Source organism: Thermosulfurimonas dismutans, from assembly GCF_001652585.1.
Classification (GTDB): domain Bacteria; phylum Desulfobacterota; class Thermodesulfobacteria; order Thermodesulfobacteriales; family Thermodesulfobacteriaceae; genus Thermosulfurimonas; species Thermosulfurimonas dismutans.
Genome location: NZ_LWLG01000004.1, coordinates 82,667 through 97,261, shown reverse-complemented (window position 1 = coordinate 97,261; position 14,595 = coordinate 82,667). Strand labels below are relative to the sequence as shown.

The window sequence follows — 14,595 nt, the reverse complement described above, 5'->3', positions numbered from 1 at the left end:
CTCTAGACCTCCTCCGGTATGGTTTCCAGACGCACTAGATCTTCGTAGGTTTCCCTTTTTCTTACCACAAAGAAACGCTCGCCGTCCACCAGGACTTCCGCGGCTCGAGGCCTCGAGTTGTAGTTAGAGGACATGACAAAGCCGTAGGCCCCGGCGCTGAAGACGGCCAGCAAGTCTCCAGGAGATATCGGCGGTAGGGTCCTTTCTTTGGCCAGGAAGTCTCCACTTTCACAGATAGGCCCCACCACATCGGCCACTATCGTTTCTTCTCCGGAAATCTCTCGTACAGGAAGGATGCGATGATAGGCCTGATAAAAGGCCGGGCGGATGAGATCGTTCATGCCGGCATCTACAATCACGAAGTTTTTACCTTCCTTTTCACCGGGCGAGGGAGGATTGCTTTTGACATAAAGTACCCTGGTTACGAGTATGCCGGCGTTTCCGGCGATTACCCGTCCGGGTTCAAGAATGAGGGTACAGGAGAGGTCCCGGAGCTCTTGCTTCAGGGCTTCGGCGTATTCAGCCGGGGGGGGCGGTTCTTCGTTTCCATAGACAATCCCTAACCCTCCTCCGAGATCCAAGTAGCGGAGCTCAAAGCCCTCGGCAAGGAGCCTCTGATAGAGCTCCTTGAGACGTCTTAGGGCCTCGGTAAAAGGAGAGATCTCGGTGAGCTGAGAGCCGATGTGACAGTCTATGCCCAGCGGGTGGAGGAAAGGATCATCTTTAGCCTTTCGATAGGCCTCGAAGGCTACTTCCTCCGGCAACCCAAACTTGTTCTTTTTTAGACCGGTTGAGATGTAAGGATGGGTCTTGGGGTCTACGTTGGGATTTACCCGGATGCTGAAAGGGGCGGGCTTTCCTATTTTTTGGGCCACGCGACGTAAGGCCTCTAGTTCCCCTAGGCTCTCTACATTGAACATGAGGATGCCGGCCGAAAGGGCTTCCTCCATTTCGCGTTCGGTCTTACCCACTCCGGAAAAGACGATCTTTTCGGGAGGGATACCGGCCTTTAAAGCCCGGTAGAGTTCGCCACCGGAAACGATATCCGCTCCCGCCCCCAGTTTTCCCAGTAGTTTGAGAATGGCCAGGTTGGAGTTGGCTTTGACTGAATAGCAGATGAGATGCGGAATGTCGGAAAAGGCCTCTGAGAAAACCTGCAAATGGCGCCTCAGAGTGGCTGCGGAGTATATGTAGACCGGGGTTCCCACTTCTTCCACGATCTTTTTGACAGGTACCTTTTCGGCCAAGAGTTCTCCATGATGATATTCAAAATAATGCATGCGCTTCGGCCTCCTTTACGGTCTTGCGCAAATCTCCGGGGTTCTGAAGCCCGGAATCAGGGTGCCGTAATATGGTAAAAGAGGCTCTACGGAGTAGCAATAGGTTTCTCCTGCCTGGACGGAAAGATCGTAAAAGGCATTATCCGGGATTGGTGGGAAGACTCGAGTTTCTCTAGAAGAGCGTCGGTATATTCGATAGAGGGGTTTGCCCGGGAGTGCGAAGTCGTTCAGATCCCGAGTTACCGGTTTCCAGGTGAGGAAGACTTGGTGAAGAGGCAGGGTCTTGATCTCAAAACCCTCAGGCGTCTTGGGAGGCGTGAACCAGCAAAATTTTTGGGGAGGAGTCCAGTCACTTTCGGACCGGAAACCCTTTATCGCCGAGACTCGGTATTCGTAGCAAAAACCCGGTCTCAGGTTTCGGTCGCGATAATAAAATCTTTCTTCTTCGCTCAGTTTCCCCCGAAAGGGGATTTTGAGGGTCTGAACCATGGTAAGGCGCGGATTTTCGGCAGGGTAGCGCCGTTTTTCGATCCGAAAGGCCTTGATCCGGGAGAGGGCCTGACCTCGGATGTTTTCGACTGGAATTTTAAAAGAAAGTTCGGCAAAGAAGGGTTCGAGCCGAATTCGGAAATCCTTTGGAGGTTCAGGTCTAACCGCTTCTGGGGGCAGAGGAGGGCCTTTCTTTCCACAACCCGTAACTCCGGAAATGAAAAGGAATAGGACGAAAAGCCTGATAAACATTGAAAGAATAAGCCCCTCAATGGAGCCGGCGGGGGGACTCGAACCCCCGACCTGTGGATTACGAATCCACTGCTCTACCTGCTGAGCTACACCGGCTTGAGCAGCAGAATTTTTTGCTATTTGCGAAAATTAACATGCTTAAAGGTCTTTCGCAAGTTAGCATAGGCTTTTGGTACGATTTTAATCGCCCTTGCCCTAATAAATGAGCCGTGATAAATTCTTTGAAAAATTAGAGTATTTAAAGCCCTGCCCCCGTAGCTCAGGCGGATAGAGCACGGGATTCCTAATCCGCTCAAGTCCTTTAGAAAATTAAGCCTTTTCATTCTGGTGCAAGCAAACTGCAAGCGAAATTTACTTCCGACCGCCTTCTATCACCCGCAAGTGCGGCTCCTGCCCGAGGTTAAGCCGCTCCATGGCTTCCCGCAGGTGGTCCGGGCTCAGCTGGGCGTAAACCATGGTGGCCTTGATGTCCGCGTGGCCCATTAGCTTCTGCACCGTGCGGATGTCCACTCCGGCCATGACCAGGTGGCTGGCGAAGGTGTGCCGCAGGTCGTGGAGCCGAACCCCGGAAAGCCCGGCTTTCCGAGCATACCTCTGGAACCGGTGGCTCACATAGCTCCTGCTCCAAGGAAAGAGCCTGCCCTTGACCCCCAAGGCTCTCAGGTCCTCGATCACCTCCCGCAGGCGGCTTGAAATGGGCAGAAACCGCTCCTCCGTGCCCTTCCCCAGCGGAACCCGAACGAAGCCCCGTTTGAGGTCCAGGTGCTCCCAAGTGAGGGCGAGGAGCTCGCTCCTTCTCAGGCCCGAAAAGAGGGCGAACCTCACGAAGGCTCGGAAGTGCGGGTCCTCGATGGCCCGGAGGAGCCGCAGGATCTCCCCCTGGGAGAGAAAACGCGGGAGCTCCCTCTGGACCCGCAGGGGGTTCCCCCTCTTGACCGGGTTCTCCCGCAGGTAGCTCCACTCAACGGCTTTGGAAAAAGCGGCCTTCAAGTGCCGGAAGACTTTGTTCACTGAAACCGGGGAGAGGCCCTTTTGGCGCAGGTGGACGAGAAGGGCGTCGAGATCCCGGCTCCTGATGGAGTCAAGCGTCCGCGAGGCCCCGAAGACCTCCAGGGCGTGCTTCAGGGCGTGGCGGTAGGTCTCGGACGTGGCGGGCTTGAGCGTGCTCTCGGCCCAGCGCAGGAACTCCTCCACAAAGCGCCCAAAGGGAACCTTCGGCCCCCGGTCGAGCTCCACCAGCTTTCCGGCGAGCCACTGGCGCTTGAACTGGTTGAAGATGCGGCGGGCGAGAGCCTTGTCCCGGGTGCGGGTGGAGCGCATCCGCTGGCGCCCGTCCCGGTCCCGCCAAACGATGTAGTAGATGCCGTTTTCCCGCCGCCAGAGGTGCATCAAGATCTTCATAGCATCCTTTCCACCACCCTGGCAATAAAGCCCGCCTCAGAGCCGTAGAAGGCGTCGATGGAGAGCCGGTCAACTATCCACTTTCCGTCGAGCCGCTTGGCGGTGATGTAGCCCTCGTCAATGAGCCTCCGGAGGGTGTTTTTTGAGACCCGGGCGTACCTGCAAGCCTCGCGCAGGGTGAGCCACCTCTGGGAGGCCCCGGCCTCAGCCAGGGCCTCCCGCACGGCCTCCTGGATCAGCGCTCGGAGGGTCTCAGGCGTCAGCTCCATTCTCGATTTCCTCTGCAGGGGTGGGTGCAAAGCCCGCCAAGACCACGATCCAGGAAAGCACGGAGCGCAGGGCCTTGGCGCAGGCCCGGGTCTGGGCCATGGAGCGCAGGGCATAGGCCGGGCGCTTGGCCCAGCCCTTCTCGTCCTTCCCGCACATGGCCTCGGCCGCGGCCACCTCCCGGCCCTCCTCATCCACCACCACGGCCCGGGCCTCCCAAGCAATTACCCGCCCCTCGTGCCAAATGGGCTTTGACCACTCTACCTTGGGCGTTAATTTGAAAAACCGTCCTAGGGTGAGCCAGGCCTCGTAAAAGAGGTACTCCTTTCCCTCTATCTTCTTGGAGAGCCCCTGCCGGCGCACCACGTCCATGAGGGCGTCGGCCGCGGCCTGGCCCAAGGCGATCTGCTCCTGGGGCTTGAATCCCTGGGGAAGCCTTGCCTGCCTCTCCTCCTCCCGAAAGTCCTTGATGGGCTTGAGTTCGCCGAGCCTCTTCATGCTCCACCTCCTAAAGCGGCATGTCCTCGGCGGCGGAAAGCTCCGGCCGAGAGATCTCAAAGACCAGGTCCGGCTTCTCCACCACTACGACTTTTTGGCGCACCGGCCGAAGGTAGGCTCGGTAAAGCTCAGGATGCTCGCGCTCGAAAGCCTTGGCGTCAAACCGCCTCTGCTCCCGCTCCCGCACGTAGGCCACAAGCTCCCCCTCCTGCCTTGGCCGGTTGTCGAGCTCCTCAAGGAGCTTCTTGCGCAGGAGATCCCGCCCGCGCTTGAGCCCCTTCAAGAGCTCGTTCACCAGGTAGAACTTCTGGACGTTCGAGAGGCCGTAGAGCATGTTGAGGAGCATCTGCTCCAGGCCCGAAGGCGAGATCACCTCGCCGGTCACCGGGTTCACGAACTCGTCCGTCTGCTTCACCCTCAAAGATTGCTTGGCTTGCTTCATCTCTCCCTCCTTTCCCCGGCCCGCCGAGGGGCCGGGCTGTTTTTTTCACGGGGCCAGGAGATCGAGGCTCTCGGCGTAGCGGTCGAAGGGATCGTCGTCCGCCCAAAACGCCGAGGACTCCTCCTCCTCCTCCTCCCACTCGCCGGGGCGCTCGTAGCCCCCAAAGGCCCAGTACTCGTTCCTCAGAAAGGCCTCGAAGCTCTCGTCTTTTCCAAACATTCTTTCCTCCTTTTTCGGACTTTTGTCCGAACACTAGGCAAAAAATTTTGAGTTTCTGTTCTTGTCCCAGGTCCAAAGCCAGCGCATTATGCGAAAAACCTCGTCTCCGGACAGATCCTTCAAGCCGCTGAACTCCATGTATCCCAAGAAAAACCACGGATTCAAAAAGTTCTCTCCCATTTCTTCGCTTGCTCTTATAGCCGCCTTGTAAGCCTGTTTTAAAAGTCTTTTTGTTTCTTTTCTCATCGTCCCACCCCCTCTCTTATTGGCTTCATTTTATCGGACATTTGTCCGAATGTCAAGCCCCCAATTTGAAGAGGGAGCCCTGGCGGGGCGGGCGCCGGAAGGGGCGGAAGCCGCACCCCGGGCCGGGGGAGGCCACGGCACAGCGGCCTAGGCGGGCGCAGAAGGCGCACCGGGGCCGGACGGAGGAGAGGGCCGAGGCCGGCACCACCACGGCAAAGCCCCCGGAGGGCGCCCGGAAGGCCCGAGCCGGGGAGAGCCCGCAGGAGAGGGCGAAGGCCTGGGCCAGAAACCCGGAGGGGAACCAGACCGTCACCGCGGGGCCGAGAACCCGGAGCACCCGGCCCCCGGCCGCCGAAGCCCACCCCGGCAACCTAACCACGGCACGCCCCCACCCGAGGGAGCACCGGCACGGAAACCACCCACCCCGAGGCCGGAAACGGCGCCCGGCGCACCACCACGCCCCGGCACGCGGCCGGAAGCCGCCCGGCCCAGAAGGAGGCCCACCGCCGGGCAAGCCCCCAGGACGGGAACCAGCACCAGGCCACGAACCCGGAGAGCGACCGGGACGAGCGCCGGAGCACCGCCCCGCCCCCGAAGGCCACCGCCGAGACCGAAACCGCCGAAAAAACCGGAAGGCAAGCCAAGGGAGAAACGCCGCCCATAGCCACACCCCCAAAAGTTTTTTTAACGGGCCGGCCCCACCGCAGGCGGAAGGGCCGGACCCACAGGCCCCGGAGGCACAGAGCCCCAAGGCCCCCAGGCCAAAAAAACCCAAAAGCCTTTTTCCCCAGCCGAACCCCGCACTTTTGGAACAGCCCGGAGGCCCCGCGGGGCAAGGCCGAGCGGAGGGGCAAAGCCCCGGAGCGAGCTTGCGGAGGCCCCGTCAGGGGCCGGAGGCCTTGCGCCGCATAAGGGGCCGGAGGGCTACAACTGAAAGAGGGGGAAAGGCTGGAAGGTTTCTATTCCACGGGCTTTTCCCACCGCAGGACGCTTCCAGCCTTTCCCACGGCACCGGAGGCACCGAGCCTCAAAGACAGCGCAGGCCCCCTCCCCCTGGAGCGGGGGCGAGGCCGACGGCGCGGCGGGGGGAGGGGGCCGAGCACTTCGGGGGAGGGGGGCGCCGGTGGCGGGGGAGGCTGTGGCGAGCCAGAAACTCAACTCAAATCATGACCCGGTTAGGTGGCCCTAGCCGTTAGGTGGTCCCAGGACAAGCCCGGTGAAAAATCCGCTCAGATTCGCCCCAGAATCGATTTTCTCGCCCCGATATGTTCGATACTATTGGCCAAAAAAATCCTCTTAGAGGCCAAATATGGGCCGTTTAGAGGCGCATTTTCGGTGGGTTAGATTTCTTTTTCGGGCCGGACCCCAGGTGCGGGCGAGCCCACCCGGACGGGCCGGATCGCCCGGTGGGGCCGAGGCCCGCCCCCCGGCTTAGGCGGGGCGAGGCCCCCGGCCCGCAAGGGCCGCAGGAAGGGCGGGTGGGTGGGGGATGGAAGGCGGAGGCTAGTGCCTGCGGTGGCGCCTGCGCCACTGGTAGGGCGTTTCCGAGAGCCCGCCCTCGGCCCAGAAGCCCCGGCCGTGCTCCCTGGCCCACCTCTGGGCCTCCCGGAACCTCTCCGCATGCTTCACGTTGGGCGGCACGGTGTAGATCAGGCAGAGCCCCTCCCTGACCAGGGTCTCGTTCACGAGCTCGCCGTCAAGCCACACATAGGCCAGGAGGCGCCCGTAGCGATCCCAGGGATCAACATCCAGCTCCAGGCGCACGGTGCGGTGCAGGACGAGCCGCCTCAGAAAGTCCCTGGCGCGCTTTCCCCAGGGCCTTTGACGGAGCTCCGGGCAGTCTATCCCGATGAGACGGACCCTCTCGCGCCGCCCACCCAGCAGAACCGTTACCGTGTCCCCGTCGTAAACCTTAACCACCCGGGCCTCAAGGCTCTTCGAGTAGGCGCTCCACAGAGGGAGGAAGGTGCCGAGAAGGAGGAGGGCCAGAGTGGCGCCAAAGAAGAAGATCGAAAAGGGCCTTCTTTCTCTTTTCGTACTCATACCTGTCTATCACCCCCTGCTGGTAGAGGTCCTCAAGGCCACCGACCTTCACGGCTGGGGCCACGGCGTAGGTGGTGAACGCGAGGGCCAGCACCGCCACGAGTTCGGCGAGCGACCCCGTGCGGATCTTCCCTCCGAAAAGGGTAACCCTGCGGTGCCTCCCGTCAACCACCGGAACGCCCATCACGGTGAGGGCGTCGAGAAGCAGGTGCCCAAAGAGCACCCCGGCGAAGAAGCTCCGGATCGGGAAGATTCCCCAGCCTGCAAGGAGGCAAAGCCCGGCGAAGAGCAGAGAGTGGGTGTAGGTGCGGTGGGCGATCTGGGGGAGGCCGACGAAGACCGCTTTCCCCCGGACCACGATGCGCCTCGCAAGCATCTCGGCAAGATCCGGAAACAGGCTCCCGGCCACGCACCAGGGAAGCGAAAGGTCGAAGCCCTTGGCAAGCGCGATCCCCATGAGGATGTGGCTCGGCCAGGTCATATCCTTCGGCCCCCGATCCTGATCCCCTGGAAGAGGTAGCGCACGGCCGCGGCCAGGAGCACCAGGTGGTGCATCCCGGAGAGCGCCACCAAGATGATGAGCACGGCTACGAGCACGTAGGTGGCGTCGAAGGTGTCGGCCCCGCAACCCAGGGAGACCACCTTGGCCTCACGCAGGCGGGCCTGGAGCCTTGGGTGGAGGGAGGAGTAGGATCGCCCGGCCACCACCGCGGTGCGGGCCCTGGCCAGGAGCTCCAGCACCACCTCCAGCTTCTGGCCGTCGGCCACCCGTTCGGCGTTGTCGAGAAGGAGGTAGAACCGCTCCGGCAGGTTCGCAAGCCTCCAGGAGAGGGCCTTCCTCGCGCTCAGGGGCACCGGGGGCGTGACCTCGGAGAGCCACTTGGTCACTGGGGAAGTGGCATCAATGAAGATTACGGGCTCCCGGAGCTCGGCGAGCTGAGAGGCCAGGCGCCGCAGGAAGGCCGTTTTCCCGGAAAGCGGCCCGCCCTCGATGAGCACGCTCATCCCGGCCCGGAGCCGGAAGTGATCCACCCTGCGGCCGAAGGCCTTAACCGAGACCGTGCCGTAGAACCTCCGGCCGATCCTCTGAAACGAGCTAACGATCCTCCGCATCCAGGATCTCCTTGAGGCGCTCCCTGTCCCCCGGCCCCACCATTGAGAGCACGGTCTCAAGGGCCTCGGAGAGCTCCTCCCGGAGCGTCTCGAGCTTCTCCTTCTGGCCCTCAAGCTCCTTCACGCAGGAGATGACCCGCTCCGAGGGCTCAAGCCCGGCCTCCACCCTGCGCTTGAGCCAGAGGCACTCCTCCCGGACGGCGGCGACCAGGGCCTGCCTCCTGGCCACGGTCTTTTTGAGGCTCCGGTAGCGGGCCACAGCTCTAGCGGCCTCCTGGCGCACCCTCCGCCTGAGCCTGAGCTCCCTGAGCCTCATCTCCAGGCGCTCCTTGGGCGAGAAAAGCGGGAGCTCGGCGATGAGCCTGAGGTCGTAGCCGACCCGGGCCCTCTCCTCCGCCGTGAGGCCGGAGAGCGTCTCCTGGCCCTGCTTTACCGTGCCCCGGAGCTTGACCGTGAGGTTGGAGAGCCGGCTCCGGTTGAAGCTTGAAAGCTCGGAGAGCTCCGGGCTCCGGGCCACGATGAAGGACACCGGGTCCTCGGCCAGGGCCGGGGCCGCCGCAAGGAGGGCGAGGCTAATTAGCAGGGCGAGACTCAACCTTTCCCTCCAGGGGAAGCCTCTGTTGCGGCGAGTGGAAGCTCACCGTGACCAGGGGCAACTGCTTGAGGCGCACCAGGTCCATGATGAAGGAGAGGTCCTCCGTGTCCCGCACCACCATCTCAAGCTTGACCTCCACTACGTTCTGGTCGCTCTTTTCCTTCAGAGCCACGCAGCGGATAGCAAACTCGTGGGTGTAGCTCGGCATCCGTTCCTCCTTTCAAGGGATTTTGAGCTGGACTCCCCGGGCTCCTTTACGACGATTTCCACCCCGGGCACGGCCCCGTAGAGCTTTCCAGCCCGGAGCTCCACGATCTGCCGGTCGTCGAGCACGGCCACCCCCAGGATGGCGTCGAGCACCGCCTTGACCAGGTTGTCGAGGTCGGGCTTTTTGGCCGGTAGGATCTCCCCGGAAAGGGCCGCAAGACGCTTTTTCCTTGAGAAACTTTTCGGCACTGGAAGGTAGAACCAGAGCTCCAGGGCCACCGGCCCGGAGAGGGGCTCGGCCACCCTCTCGGCCACGCACATCCGCACGTAGTTCTTCCAGTCCCGGCTGGCCTCCGGGTCCTTGAGCCCGGCCTTCCCGTTCGCGAAGCGCACGATCCGCGGCCGCCCCTGGGGCCTGGGCACCCCTCGCACGAAGACCGCAAGCATCAGGCCCTCCTCTCAAGGGGCTTCACCGGGCACCGGCGGCAGTAGCCGCAGATCTTCTCGTGGGCAAGCCTGCGCCCGGTCAGAAGACACCTGCCGGTCACCCTCACCCAGCGGGAGAGGGCCTCGGAGACGGCGCTGAGCACAGCCTCCGGCCCGAACTCCGCCATGAGCTTTTTGATCTCGTGCTCCACCATGCTTACCCCCTTTGTGAAAATTTTCACTTAACCCCTATTGGGTTTGGGCCACAAGGGGCCTGAGCTCCTCGGGGACCTCGACCGGCCAGCCCTCGGCCATCATGCGGGCGTAGAGCTTGGCGAGCTGTTGGCGGTTGAGCTCGCGCATCCGCTCCTCTGCGTCCCGGGCCGCGGCCCGCCGCTCGGCGAGGCTCGGGAAAGGCTCAAGCTCGCTCGCGGCAAGCTTTCTCAGGTAGGCCGAGGGGCGCTTCACCGCGGGGAGCCTCCCGGCCTCGTGAAGGTAAAGCATGAAGTCCGCCGCCCTCACGCTCTCCGGCGCCCTCTCAAGGGGAAACGCCTCCCCGAAGACCTCCTCCCACTTGGAGATCACTTCTTTGAAGTCGTCCTCTCTGTAGATAGATGATGTTTCTTTAAAGTTTTCTTTATATATTTTCTTTAGGGGGCCGTGAAACGCTTGAGACTCAAGGGATTGAGGGGTGTGGGTGTTCCCCTTTTTTGGGACACCCTGTTCCCCAAAATTGGGACACCCTGTTCCCCGTTTTTGGGACACCCTTTTTTGGGACAGTCCCAATTTTGGGGTACCCCGTTTTTGGGACACCCCTCCCGTCCACTTGGAGTAGTCTTTTTGCAGTCCCAGGATCAGCCGGCCATTTTCCTTGCTGACCCGCAGGACATTTTTCCGCTCAAGGGCTTTGACCACTTCTGAGAGCCTCTCTCTTCTCAACCCCGTCATTTCCGCAAGCTTTCCCAGGGAGATGGTGTTTTCTTTGCGCAAAAAGCCGTATGTGAGCCTCACCACCGCCAGCACTACCTTGAGCTCCCGGCTCCCGAGCCTGGCCCGGCAGAGGGCCTCCAGGAGCTCGTTCGCGATCCTGGTGTAGCCGTTTTCCACCTGGGGGCTAGCCATCTTTTTGCGGACAAAAGTCCGAACACGGGCCAAAAAAATCGTCGAGCCTTGCGCCGAGGGCCTGGGCGACCTGGGCCAGCCTCCGGGCCGAGGGCGTCCTTCGGCCACTCTCCCAGGCGTAGATGGTGTCCCGGTCCACGCCGCTTCTGGCCTCAAGCTCGGCGCGGGTGAGCCCCATCTCCTCCCTTAGCCTCCTCAGGACCTCCGGATTAAAGTGAACGGTGGACATGGTTTTATTATCGGACAAAAGTCCGAAATTGTCAAGAGAAAAGTTTTTGGATAGGACAAATGTCAGGAGGTGTGGCTGTGAGCTTCGGCGAATGGGTGCGCAGGAAGCGGGAGGAGGCGGGGCTCTCCATAAACCAGCTCGCGAAGCGGAGCGGGCTCTCGGAGAAGTACATCCGGCTCCTTGAGCGTGGCGAGCGAAAGCCCAAGGTGGAAACGCTGAAGAAGCTGGCCCTGGGCCTCGGGGTGCCCTTTGAGGAGGTTGCCGAGGCCGCGGGGCTTGAGGTGAGGAGGGTTGAGAAGGTGCCGGTGGTCCCCTGGAGCTGGATCAAAACCTGGGGAGCTACAGAGCTCTCTTCCCACGGCCTCAAGGTGGCCGACCGCGCCTCTGAGGAGCACTGGGACTGGGTGGAGGTGATCCCTGCGAGCCCGCGAGCCTTCGCCCTGAGAGTCAACGACGACTCCATGGAGCCCGAGTTCACGGAGGAGGACATCATTGTGGTGGACCCCACCCGCAGGCCCATCTCCGGGAGCTACGTGGTGGCGTGCAACGGCAGGGGCGAGGCCGTGCTGAGGCAACTCAAGGTTTACGGCGACAAGCGGATCCTCCGCCCCCTGAATCCAAAATACCCGGAAATCGAATTGACCGACGAGCACGAAATCGTGGGCGTGGTGTGCCAGAAGATCAAGAAGTACTAAAAACTCGCATCTTATTGAGAATGCGTACTAAAAAAGGAGTATCATAAGATGGCGAATAGAAAGGCATTTAAATCTGATGAGAGTTTTTTAAAAAAAATTTCTCTTGGCGCAACAGGAACCATAGCTATCTTTGATCATTTAAAAAAGTTAGAACATAAGCCTATTGAATTAGAACGAGGATCAATGAGCTTTAAAATTTGGAAAAAGATAAAAATTAAACGCATTAGAGTTCCTGATTTGCTTTGTATAAAATGCGGAAGATGTATTGAATGTAGAGCAAAAAGTAAACTTGAAATTTCTATGTCTCATTCTGAATCTAATCAAAATCGGAAATGGGATTATGGCTTAAAAGATGACGATTTTGTTGCATTTGTTGCATGCAAACAAATAGGAAATAATCCATTATCTTGGGAAATAGACGGTCCTATTCAATATGTGTCTGTTAGAGATTTACGATTAGCCCACCAAAACAATCTTACCATTTTAACCCAACCAAAAGGAGCAGAAGAAGGTTTTGAGATGAGAATACAATGGCCGGCAAGTATTGCTTCGGCAGCCGGGACTGTTATATCAATTGAGTCTGATCGGTTGAAATATCGAAAAGAAAGTAACGGAAGAATTATACCTTTAAAACTTTGGAAGCAAAACAAAAGATTGAAGCCTTTGGTCAAAGAAGGTGAAAAGATTACTAAAAATCAGATCATAGCTTCTGTAGTTCCTGTAACCTCAACTTTGCCATGTGAGAGGCTATTTTCAGAAGAAGATTTTATAAAGTGGCTCTCTAGTTCATTATTAACTAATAAATATGCTGCTATAAAAGCCCTTGCTTTTTTTCATTCTTCCGAGATTACTGATCTTCTTGTTAAGAAACTTAAAGATCAATATGAACATTTCCTTATAAAACTTGAAGCAGCCGCAAGTCTATTTCGACAAGGAAATGATATTGGATATGAATTTATTAAACAATGCTTAACAAATGATTCTTTAGAATGCAGATTAGAAGCTGTGATAATATTAGGAGAAATTAATAATGATGCTTCTTGCCAAATGTTAATAGAAATTCTTTTAGATAAGAAGCAAGATGCAGAAATACGTGCTGGAGCGGCTTGGGCTCTTGGAGAACTGAGCAACAAAAGAGCTATAGATGCACTCATTGAAGCTTTTAATGCCACTGAAAAAAATATACAAATTGAAGCTGCTAGGGCTTTAAGTAAACTTGCTCGACAATTTACTTTTGAAATAATAAAAAAATTTTCAGAAAGTAATGAATTAGAAAGAGCAGGAATAGCATGGGCATTAAGCCAGACAGGAAAATTTAGACTCGAAGAAATGTTAGATCTTTTGACTGATGAAGAAGCTCGGAAATGGGTTGCTTATATTATTGGTATGCAGGATCCCCAGAGATATATCAATGGAATGGAACAAATTAAGATGAAAGATAAAGAGGTATATTTTGCTGTGACTGTATTTTGGAAAATAATGTCAAGCTGGATTTGGAGATTAGAGGAGAATTTATGAAATCTTCGTTCAAATTGTTGTATAAAACGCGTTTAGGGGAAGCTTATGTAGGAGATGCTTTGAGTTTACTTAAATTCCTACCAGAAGAATCGATAGATCTTGTAATAACTTCACCTCCATTTCCATTACAACGTCAAAAAGATTACGGCAATGTAGATCAAAATGAATATATAGATTGGCTTTTAAATTTTACCATTGAAGTAAAGAGAGTATTAAAAAAAACAGGTAGTTTTGTACTTGACCTCGGAGGAGTTTATCTTAAAGGGAGACCTGTACGTTCACTTTATAACTATAGACTTCTTATAAGACTTTGCGATGAACAGGGATGGAATTTAGCAGAAGAATTTTTTTGGTATAATCCATCTAAACTTCCATCTCCTATAGAATGGGTCAACAAACGCAAAATTCGTGTTAAAGATGCTGTTAATACTATATGGTGGTTATCAAAATCCGATTTTCCCAAAGCAAATGTTACTAAAGTACTAGTTCCTTATTCTGAAAGAATGAAAATTCTTCTTCAGAATAGTGAAAAATATTATTCTCCCAAAAAAAGGCCTTCCGGACACAACATAAGTAAACGCTTTTCTGAAAATAAGGGAGGAGCAATCCCTTCTAACCTACTTGAGATACCAAATACTGAAAGTAATTCGCAATATTTAAGGTGTTGTAAAATAGTAGGTGTAAAACCTCATCCTGCAAGATTTCCGCAAAAGCTCCCTGAATTTTTTATAAAGTTTTTGACCGACCCAGGAGATGTGGTTTTAGACATTTTTGCTGGTTCAAATACTACTGGAGCAACGGCAGAAAAATTAGGTCGCAAATGGATTGCCTTTGAAATTAATCAAATTTATCTTGCAACCTCTGCTTTCCGATTTTTAGACACAATAAACGAAAAGATAGTTAAAAGCATTTATAGTAAATTAATTTCTGAAGAAAATGATGTTATAGATCTATCCGAGCTCAAAAAAACAACATTCAATTTATTTGAAAAAGAATTTAAAGAGTTTTTAATTGATAATCTTAAAGGTCAGGAAAAATTTGATAGATTTTAGCTTAATGTTGGCTCTGTCGTGAAGTAGCGTGACGAGAAAGATAACTGGAACCTCAAAGACTAACTTATCCTGTACAACGGAGTGAAACAGTGCTGTAACGCAATTAGTCCTAAGTATTTTCAGTGATTAGTCCTAAATTTAGGGCTTTCGAAATCGTTTTCGGCAGGATATCGGTGGCTAAAGTCGGTTGCCAGCATTTAAAAGAATTGGGCGTGATAAAGGCACTTTTGAAAACTCTCCATGAGCATGCTAACGGGTGCAAGCAAACTGCAAGCAAAATTGATTGCAATTGGTCTGTTTTGACCCGATTTGAACGCTCTTGAAGCCAGGGGCTGATCCTGGTAAGATTCCTACAGAATAACAATTTCGGCACTTTGCCCCCGTAGCTCAGGCGGATAGAGCACGGGATTCCTAATCCCGGAGTCGGAGGTTCGAGTCCTCCCGGGGGCGCTTGATTAAAAAACTCCTTTCGAGCCCTCAGATTTCCTAGTATCCTTCGCA

At 56.1% G+C, this 14,595-nt stretch carries 22 protein-coding genes and 2 tRNA genes; 4 read left to right on the top strand and 20 right to left on the bottom strand.

What is annotated here, in order from left to right; translation table 11 throughout:
• Nucleotides 1–2 precede the first annotated feature (2 nt).
• The 20 genes from lysA to TDIS_RS04645 form a co-directional block, all read right to left on the bottom strand.
• Complete coding sequence (gene lysA / locus TDIS_RS04730; protein ID WP_068669846.1) at nucleotides 3–1,280, bottom strand: diaminopimelate decarboxylase; 1,278 nt, start codon at nucleotides 1,278–1,280, stop codon at nucleotides 3–5.
• Nucleotides 1,281–1,295: 15 nt separating this feature from the next.
• Nucleotides 1,296–2,021 (bottom strand): LptM family lipoprotein, encoded by a 726-nt coding sequence (locus TDIS_RS04725; RefSeq protein WP_068669844.1) that lies wholly within the window; start codon nucleotides 2,019–2,021, stop codon nucleotides 1,296–1,298.
• A gap of 20 nt (nucleotides 2,022–2,041) precedes the next feature.
• A tRNA-Thr gene (locus tag TDIS_RS04720) sits at nucleotides 2,042–2,117 on the bottom strand.
• 255 nt (nucleotides 2,118–2,372) lie between these two features.
• Nucleotides 2,373–3,422 (bottom strand): tyrosine-type recombinase/integrase, encoded by a 1,050-nt coding sequence (locus TDIS_RS04715; protein WP_068669842.1) that lies wholly within the window; start codon nucleotides 3,420–3,422, stop codon nucleotides 2,373–2,375.
• Nucleotides 3,419–3,691, bottom strand: a complete 273-nt coding sequence (locus TDIS_RS11150) for a helix-turn-helix domain-containing protein (protein WP_161939479.1) — start codon at nucleotides 3,689–3,691, stop codon at nucleotides 3,419–3,421. Before TDIS_RS11150 ends, TDIS_RS04715 begins: the two co-directional genes overlap by 4 nt.
• Nucleotides 3,675–4,187, bottom strand: a complete 513-nt coding sequence (locus tag TDIS_RS11145; RefSeq protein ID WP_068669838.1) for a hypothetical protein — start codon at nucleotides 4,185–4,187, stop codon at nucleotides 3,675–3,677. The genes TDIS_RS11150 and TDIS_RS11145 overlap by 17 nt, the downstream gene beginning before the upstream one ends.
• A gap of 10 nt (nucleotides 4,188–4,197) precedes the next feature.
• The gene (locus TDIS_RS04700; protein WP_068669836.1) at nucleotides 4,198–4,629 is read right to left on the bottom strand and encodes a hypothetical protein; all 432 of its coding nucleotides are present in this window, start codon (nucleotides 4,627–4,629) and stop codon (nucleotides 4,198–4,200) included.
• Between the two features lie 45 nt (nucleotides 4,630–4,674).
• Entirely contained in the window at nucleotides 4,675–4,848 is a 174-nt protein-coding gene (locus TDIS_RS11010; protein ID WP_153303760.1) for a hypothetical protein, read from the bottom strand.
• Between the two features lie 33 nt (nucleotides 4,849–4,881).
• Nucleotides 4,882–5,094 (bottom strand): hypothetical protein, encoded by a 213-nt coding sequence (locus TDIS_RS04695; RefSeq protein ID WP_068669833.1) that lies wholly within the window; start codon nucleotides 5,092–5,094, stop codon nucleotides 4,882–4,884.
• Between the two features lie 52 nt (nucleotides 5,095–5,146).
• Nucleotides 5,147–5,407 carry a hypothetical protein gene (locus TDIS_RS04690; protein WP_153303759.1) on the bottom strand — a complete coding sequence of 87 codons (261 nt, stop codon included), beginning with the start codon at nucleotides 5,405–5,407 and terminating at the stop codon, nucleotides 5,147–5,149.
• A gap of 58 nt (nucleotides 5,408–5,465) precedes the next feature.
• Nucleotides 5,466–5,762: a hypothetical protein gene (locus TDIS_RS11005; protein WP_153303758.1), complete on the bottom strand. Its 297-nt coding sequence runs from the start codon at nucleotides 5,760–5,762 to the stop codon at nucleotides 5,466–5,468.
• Nucleotides 5,763–6,597: 835 nt separating this feature from the next.
• Entirely contained in the window at nucleotides 6,598–7,014 is a 417-nt protein-coding gene (locus tag TDIS_RS04680; protein WP_208595671.1) for a thermonuclease family protein, read from the bottom strand.
• A gap of 7 nt (nucleotides 7,015–7,021) precedes the next feature.
• Complete coding sequence (locus TDIS_RS10810; RefSeq protein ID WP_084270963.1) at nucleotides 7,022–7,618, bottom strand: metal-dependent hydrolase; 597 nt, start codon at nucleotides 7,616–7,618, stop codon at nucleotides 7,022–7,024.
• Nucleotides 7,615–8,250 (bottom strand): P-loop NTPase family protein, encoded by a 636-nt coding sequence (locus TDIS_RS04675; RefSeq protein WP_068669825.1) that lies wholly within the window; start codon nucleotides 8,248–8,250, stop codon nucleotides 7,615–7,617. Before TDIS_RS04675 ends, TDIS_RS10810 begins: the two co-directional genes overlap by 4 nt.
• Nucleotides 8,234–8,845, bottom strand: coding sequence for a hypothetical protein (locus TDIS_RS04670; protein ID WP_068669823.1), 612 nt, complete (start codon nucleotides 8,843–8,845; stop codon nucleotides 8,234–8,236). The genes TDIS_RS04675 and TDIS_RS04670 overlap by 17 nt, the downstream gene beginning before the upstream one ends.
• On the bottom strand, nucleotides 8,823–9,053 hold the full coding sequence (locus tag TDIS_RS04665) for an ACT domain-containing protein (RefSeq protein WP_068669821.1): 231 nt from the start codon (nucleotides 9,051–9,053) through the stop codon (nucleotides 8,823–8,825). The genes TDIS_RS04670 and TDIS_RS04665 overlap by 23 nt, the downstream gene beginning before the upstream one ends.
• Nucleotides 9,008–9,499: a RusA family crossover junction endodeoxyribonuclease gene (locus TDIS_RS04660; RefSeq protein ID WP_068669819.1), complete on the bottom strand. Its 492-nt coding sequence runs from the start codon at nucleotides 9,497–9,499 to the stop codon at nucleotides 9,008–9,010. Before TDIS_RS04660 ends, TDIS_RS04665 begins: the two co-directional genes overlap by 46 nt.
• Nucleotides 9,499–9,693: a hypothetical protein gene (locus TDIS_RS04655; RefSeq protein WP_068669817.1), complete on the bottom strand. Its 195-nt coding sequence runs from the start codon at nucleotides 9,691–9,693 to the stop codon at nucleotides 9,499–9,501. The genes TDIS_RS04660 and TDIS_RS04655 overlap by 1 nt, the downstream gene beginning before the upstream one ends.
• Before the next feature lie 34 nt (nucleotides 9,694–9,727).
• Nucleotides 9,728–10,600 (bottom strand): replication protein, encoded by an 873-nt coding sequence (locus tag TDIS_RS04650; protein ID WP_068669815.1) that lies wholly within the window; start codon nucleotides 10,598–10,600, stop codon nucleotides 9,728–9,730.
• The gene (locus tag TDIS_RS04645) at nucleotides 10,593–10,829 is read right to left on the bottom strand and encodes a helix-turn-helix domain-containing protein (protein WP_068669814.1); all 237 of its coding nucleotides are present in this window, start codon (nucleotides 10,827–10,829) and stop codon (nucleotides 10,593–10,595) included. Before TDIS_RS04645 ends, TDIS_RS04650 begins: the two co-directional genes overlap by 8 nt.
• Before the next feature lie 77 nt (nucleotides 10,830–10,906).
• Here TDIS_RS04645 and TDIS_RS10805 point away from each other — a divergent pair, with 77 nt between their 5' ends.
• The 4 genes from TDIS_RS10805 to TDIS_RS04625 all read left to right on the top strand — a co-directional run bounded on the left by TDIS_RS10805 (nucleotide 10,907) and on the right by TDIS_RS04625 (nucleotide 14,544).
• Entirely contained in the window at nucleotides 10,907–11,524 is a 618-nt protein-coding gene (locus tag TDIS_RS10805; protein WP_161939478.1) for a LexA family protein, read from the top strand.
• A gap of 48 nt (nucleotides 11,525–11,572) precedes the next feature.
• Complete coding sequence (locus tag TDIS_RS04635) at nucleotides 11,573–13,042, top strand: HEAT repeat domain-containing protein (RefSeq protein WP_068669812.1); 1,470 nt, start codon at nucleotides 11,573–11,575, stop codon at nucleotides 13,040–13,042.
• Nucleotides 13,039–14,094, top strand: coding sequence for a DNA-methyltransferase (locus tag TDIS_RS04630; protein WP_068669810.1), 1,056 nt, complete (start codon nucleotides 13,039–13,041; stop codon nucleotides 14,092–14,094). Before TDIS_RS04635 ends, TDIS_RS04630 begins: the two co-directional genes overlap by 4 nt.
• A 376-nt stretch (nucleotides 14,095–14,470) precedes the next feature.
• Nucleotides 14,471–14,544 (top strand) — tRNA-Arg (locus TDIS_RS04625).
• The last annotated feature ends 51 nt before the right edge of the window (nucleotides 14,545–14,595 follow it).

What these genes read in the sequence shown, in the direction of transcription:
- lysA (WP_068669846.1), bottom strand. Translation starts at nt 1,280, where the DNA reads ATGCATTATTTTGAATATCATCATGGAGAACTCTTGGCCGAAAAGGTA.
- TDIS_RS04725 (WP_068669844.1), bottom strand. Translation starts at nt 2,021, where the DNA reads ATGTTTATCAGGCTTTTCGTCCTATTCCTTTTCATTTCCGGAGTTACG.
- TDIS_RS04715 (WP_068669842.1), bottom strand. Translation starts at nt 3,422, where the DNA reads ATGAAGATCTTGATGCACCTCTGGCGGCGGGAAAACGGCATCTACTAC.
- TDIS_RS11150 (WP_161939479.1), bottom strand. Translation starts at nt 3,691, where the DNA reads ATGGAGCTGACGCCTGAGACCCTCCGAGCGCTGATCCAGGAGGCCGTG.
- TDIS_RS11145 (WP_068669838.1), bottom strand. Translation starts at nt 4,187, where the DNA reads ATGAAGAGGCTCGGCGAACTCAAGCCCATCAAGGACTTTCGGGAGGAG.
- TDIS_RS04700 (WP_068669836.1), bottom strand. Translation starts at nt 4,629, where the DNA reads ATGAAGCAAGCCAAGCAATCTTTGAGGGTGAAGCAGACGGACGAGTTC.
- TDIS_RS11010 (WP_153303760.1), bottom strand. Translation starts at nt 4,848, where the DNA reads ATGTTTGGAAAAGACGAGAGCTTCGAGGCCTTTCTGAGGAACGAGTAC.
- TDIS_RS04695 (WP_068669833.1), bottom strand. Translation starts at nt 5,094, where the DNA reads ATGAGAAAAGAAACAAAAAGACTTTTAAAACAGGCTTACAAGGCGGCT.
- TDIS_RS10810 (WP_084270963.1), bottom strand. Translation starts at nt 7,618, where the DNA reads ATGACCTGGCCGAGCCACATCCTCATGGGGATCGCGCTTGCCAAGGGC.
- TDIS_RS04675 (WP_068669825.1), bottom strand. Translation starts at nt 8,250, where the DNA reads ATGCGGAGGATCGTTAGCTCGTTTCAGAGGATCGGCCGGAGGTTCTAC.
- TDIS_RS04665 (WP_068669821.1), bottom strand. Translation starts at nt 9,053, where the DNA reads ATGCCGAGCTACACCCACGAGTTTGCTATCCGCTGCGTGGCTCTGAAG.
- TDIS_RS04660 (WP_068669819.1), bottom strand. Translation starts at nt 9,499, where the DNA reads ATGCTTGCGGTCTTCGTGCGAGGGGTGCCCAGGCCCCAGGGGCGGCCG.
- TDIS_RS04655 (WP_068669817.1), bottom strand. Translation starts at nt 9,693, where the DNA reads ATGGTGGAGCACGAGATCAAAAAGCTCATGGCGGAGTTCGGGCCGGAG.
- TDIS_RS04650 (WP_068669815.1), bottom strand. Translation starts at nt 10,600, where the DNA reads ATGGCTAGCCCCCAGGTGGAAAACGGCTACACCAGGATCGCGAACGAG.
- TDIS_RS04645 (WP_068669814.1), bottom strand. Translation starts at nt 10,829, where the DNA reads ATGTCCACCGTTCACTTTAATCCGGAGGTCCTGAGGAGGCTAAGGGAG.
- TDIS_RS04635 (WP_068669812.1), top strand. Translation starts at nt 11,573, where the DNA reads ATGGCGAATAGAAAGGCATTTAAATCTGATGAGAGTTTTTTAAAAAAA.
- TDIS_RS04630 (WP_068669810.1), top strand. Translation starts at nt 13,039, where the DNA reads ATGAAATCTTCGTTCAAATTGTTGTATAAAACGCGTTTAGGGGAAGCT.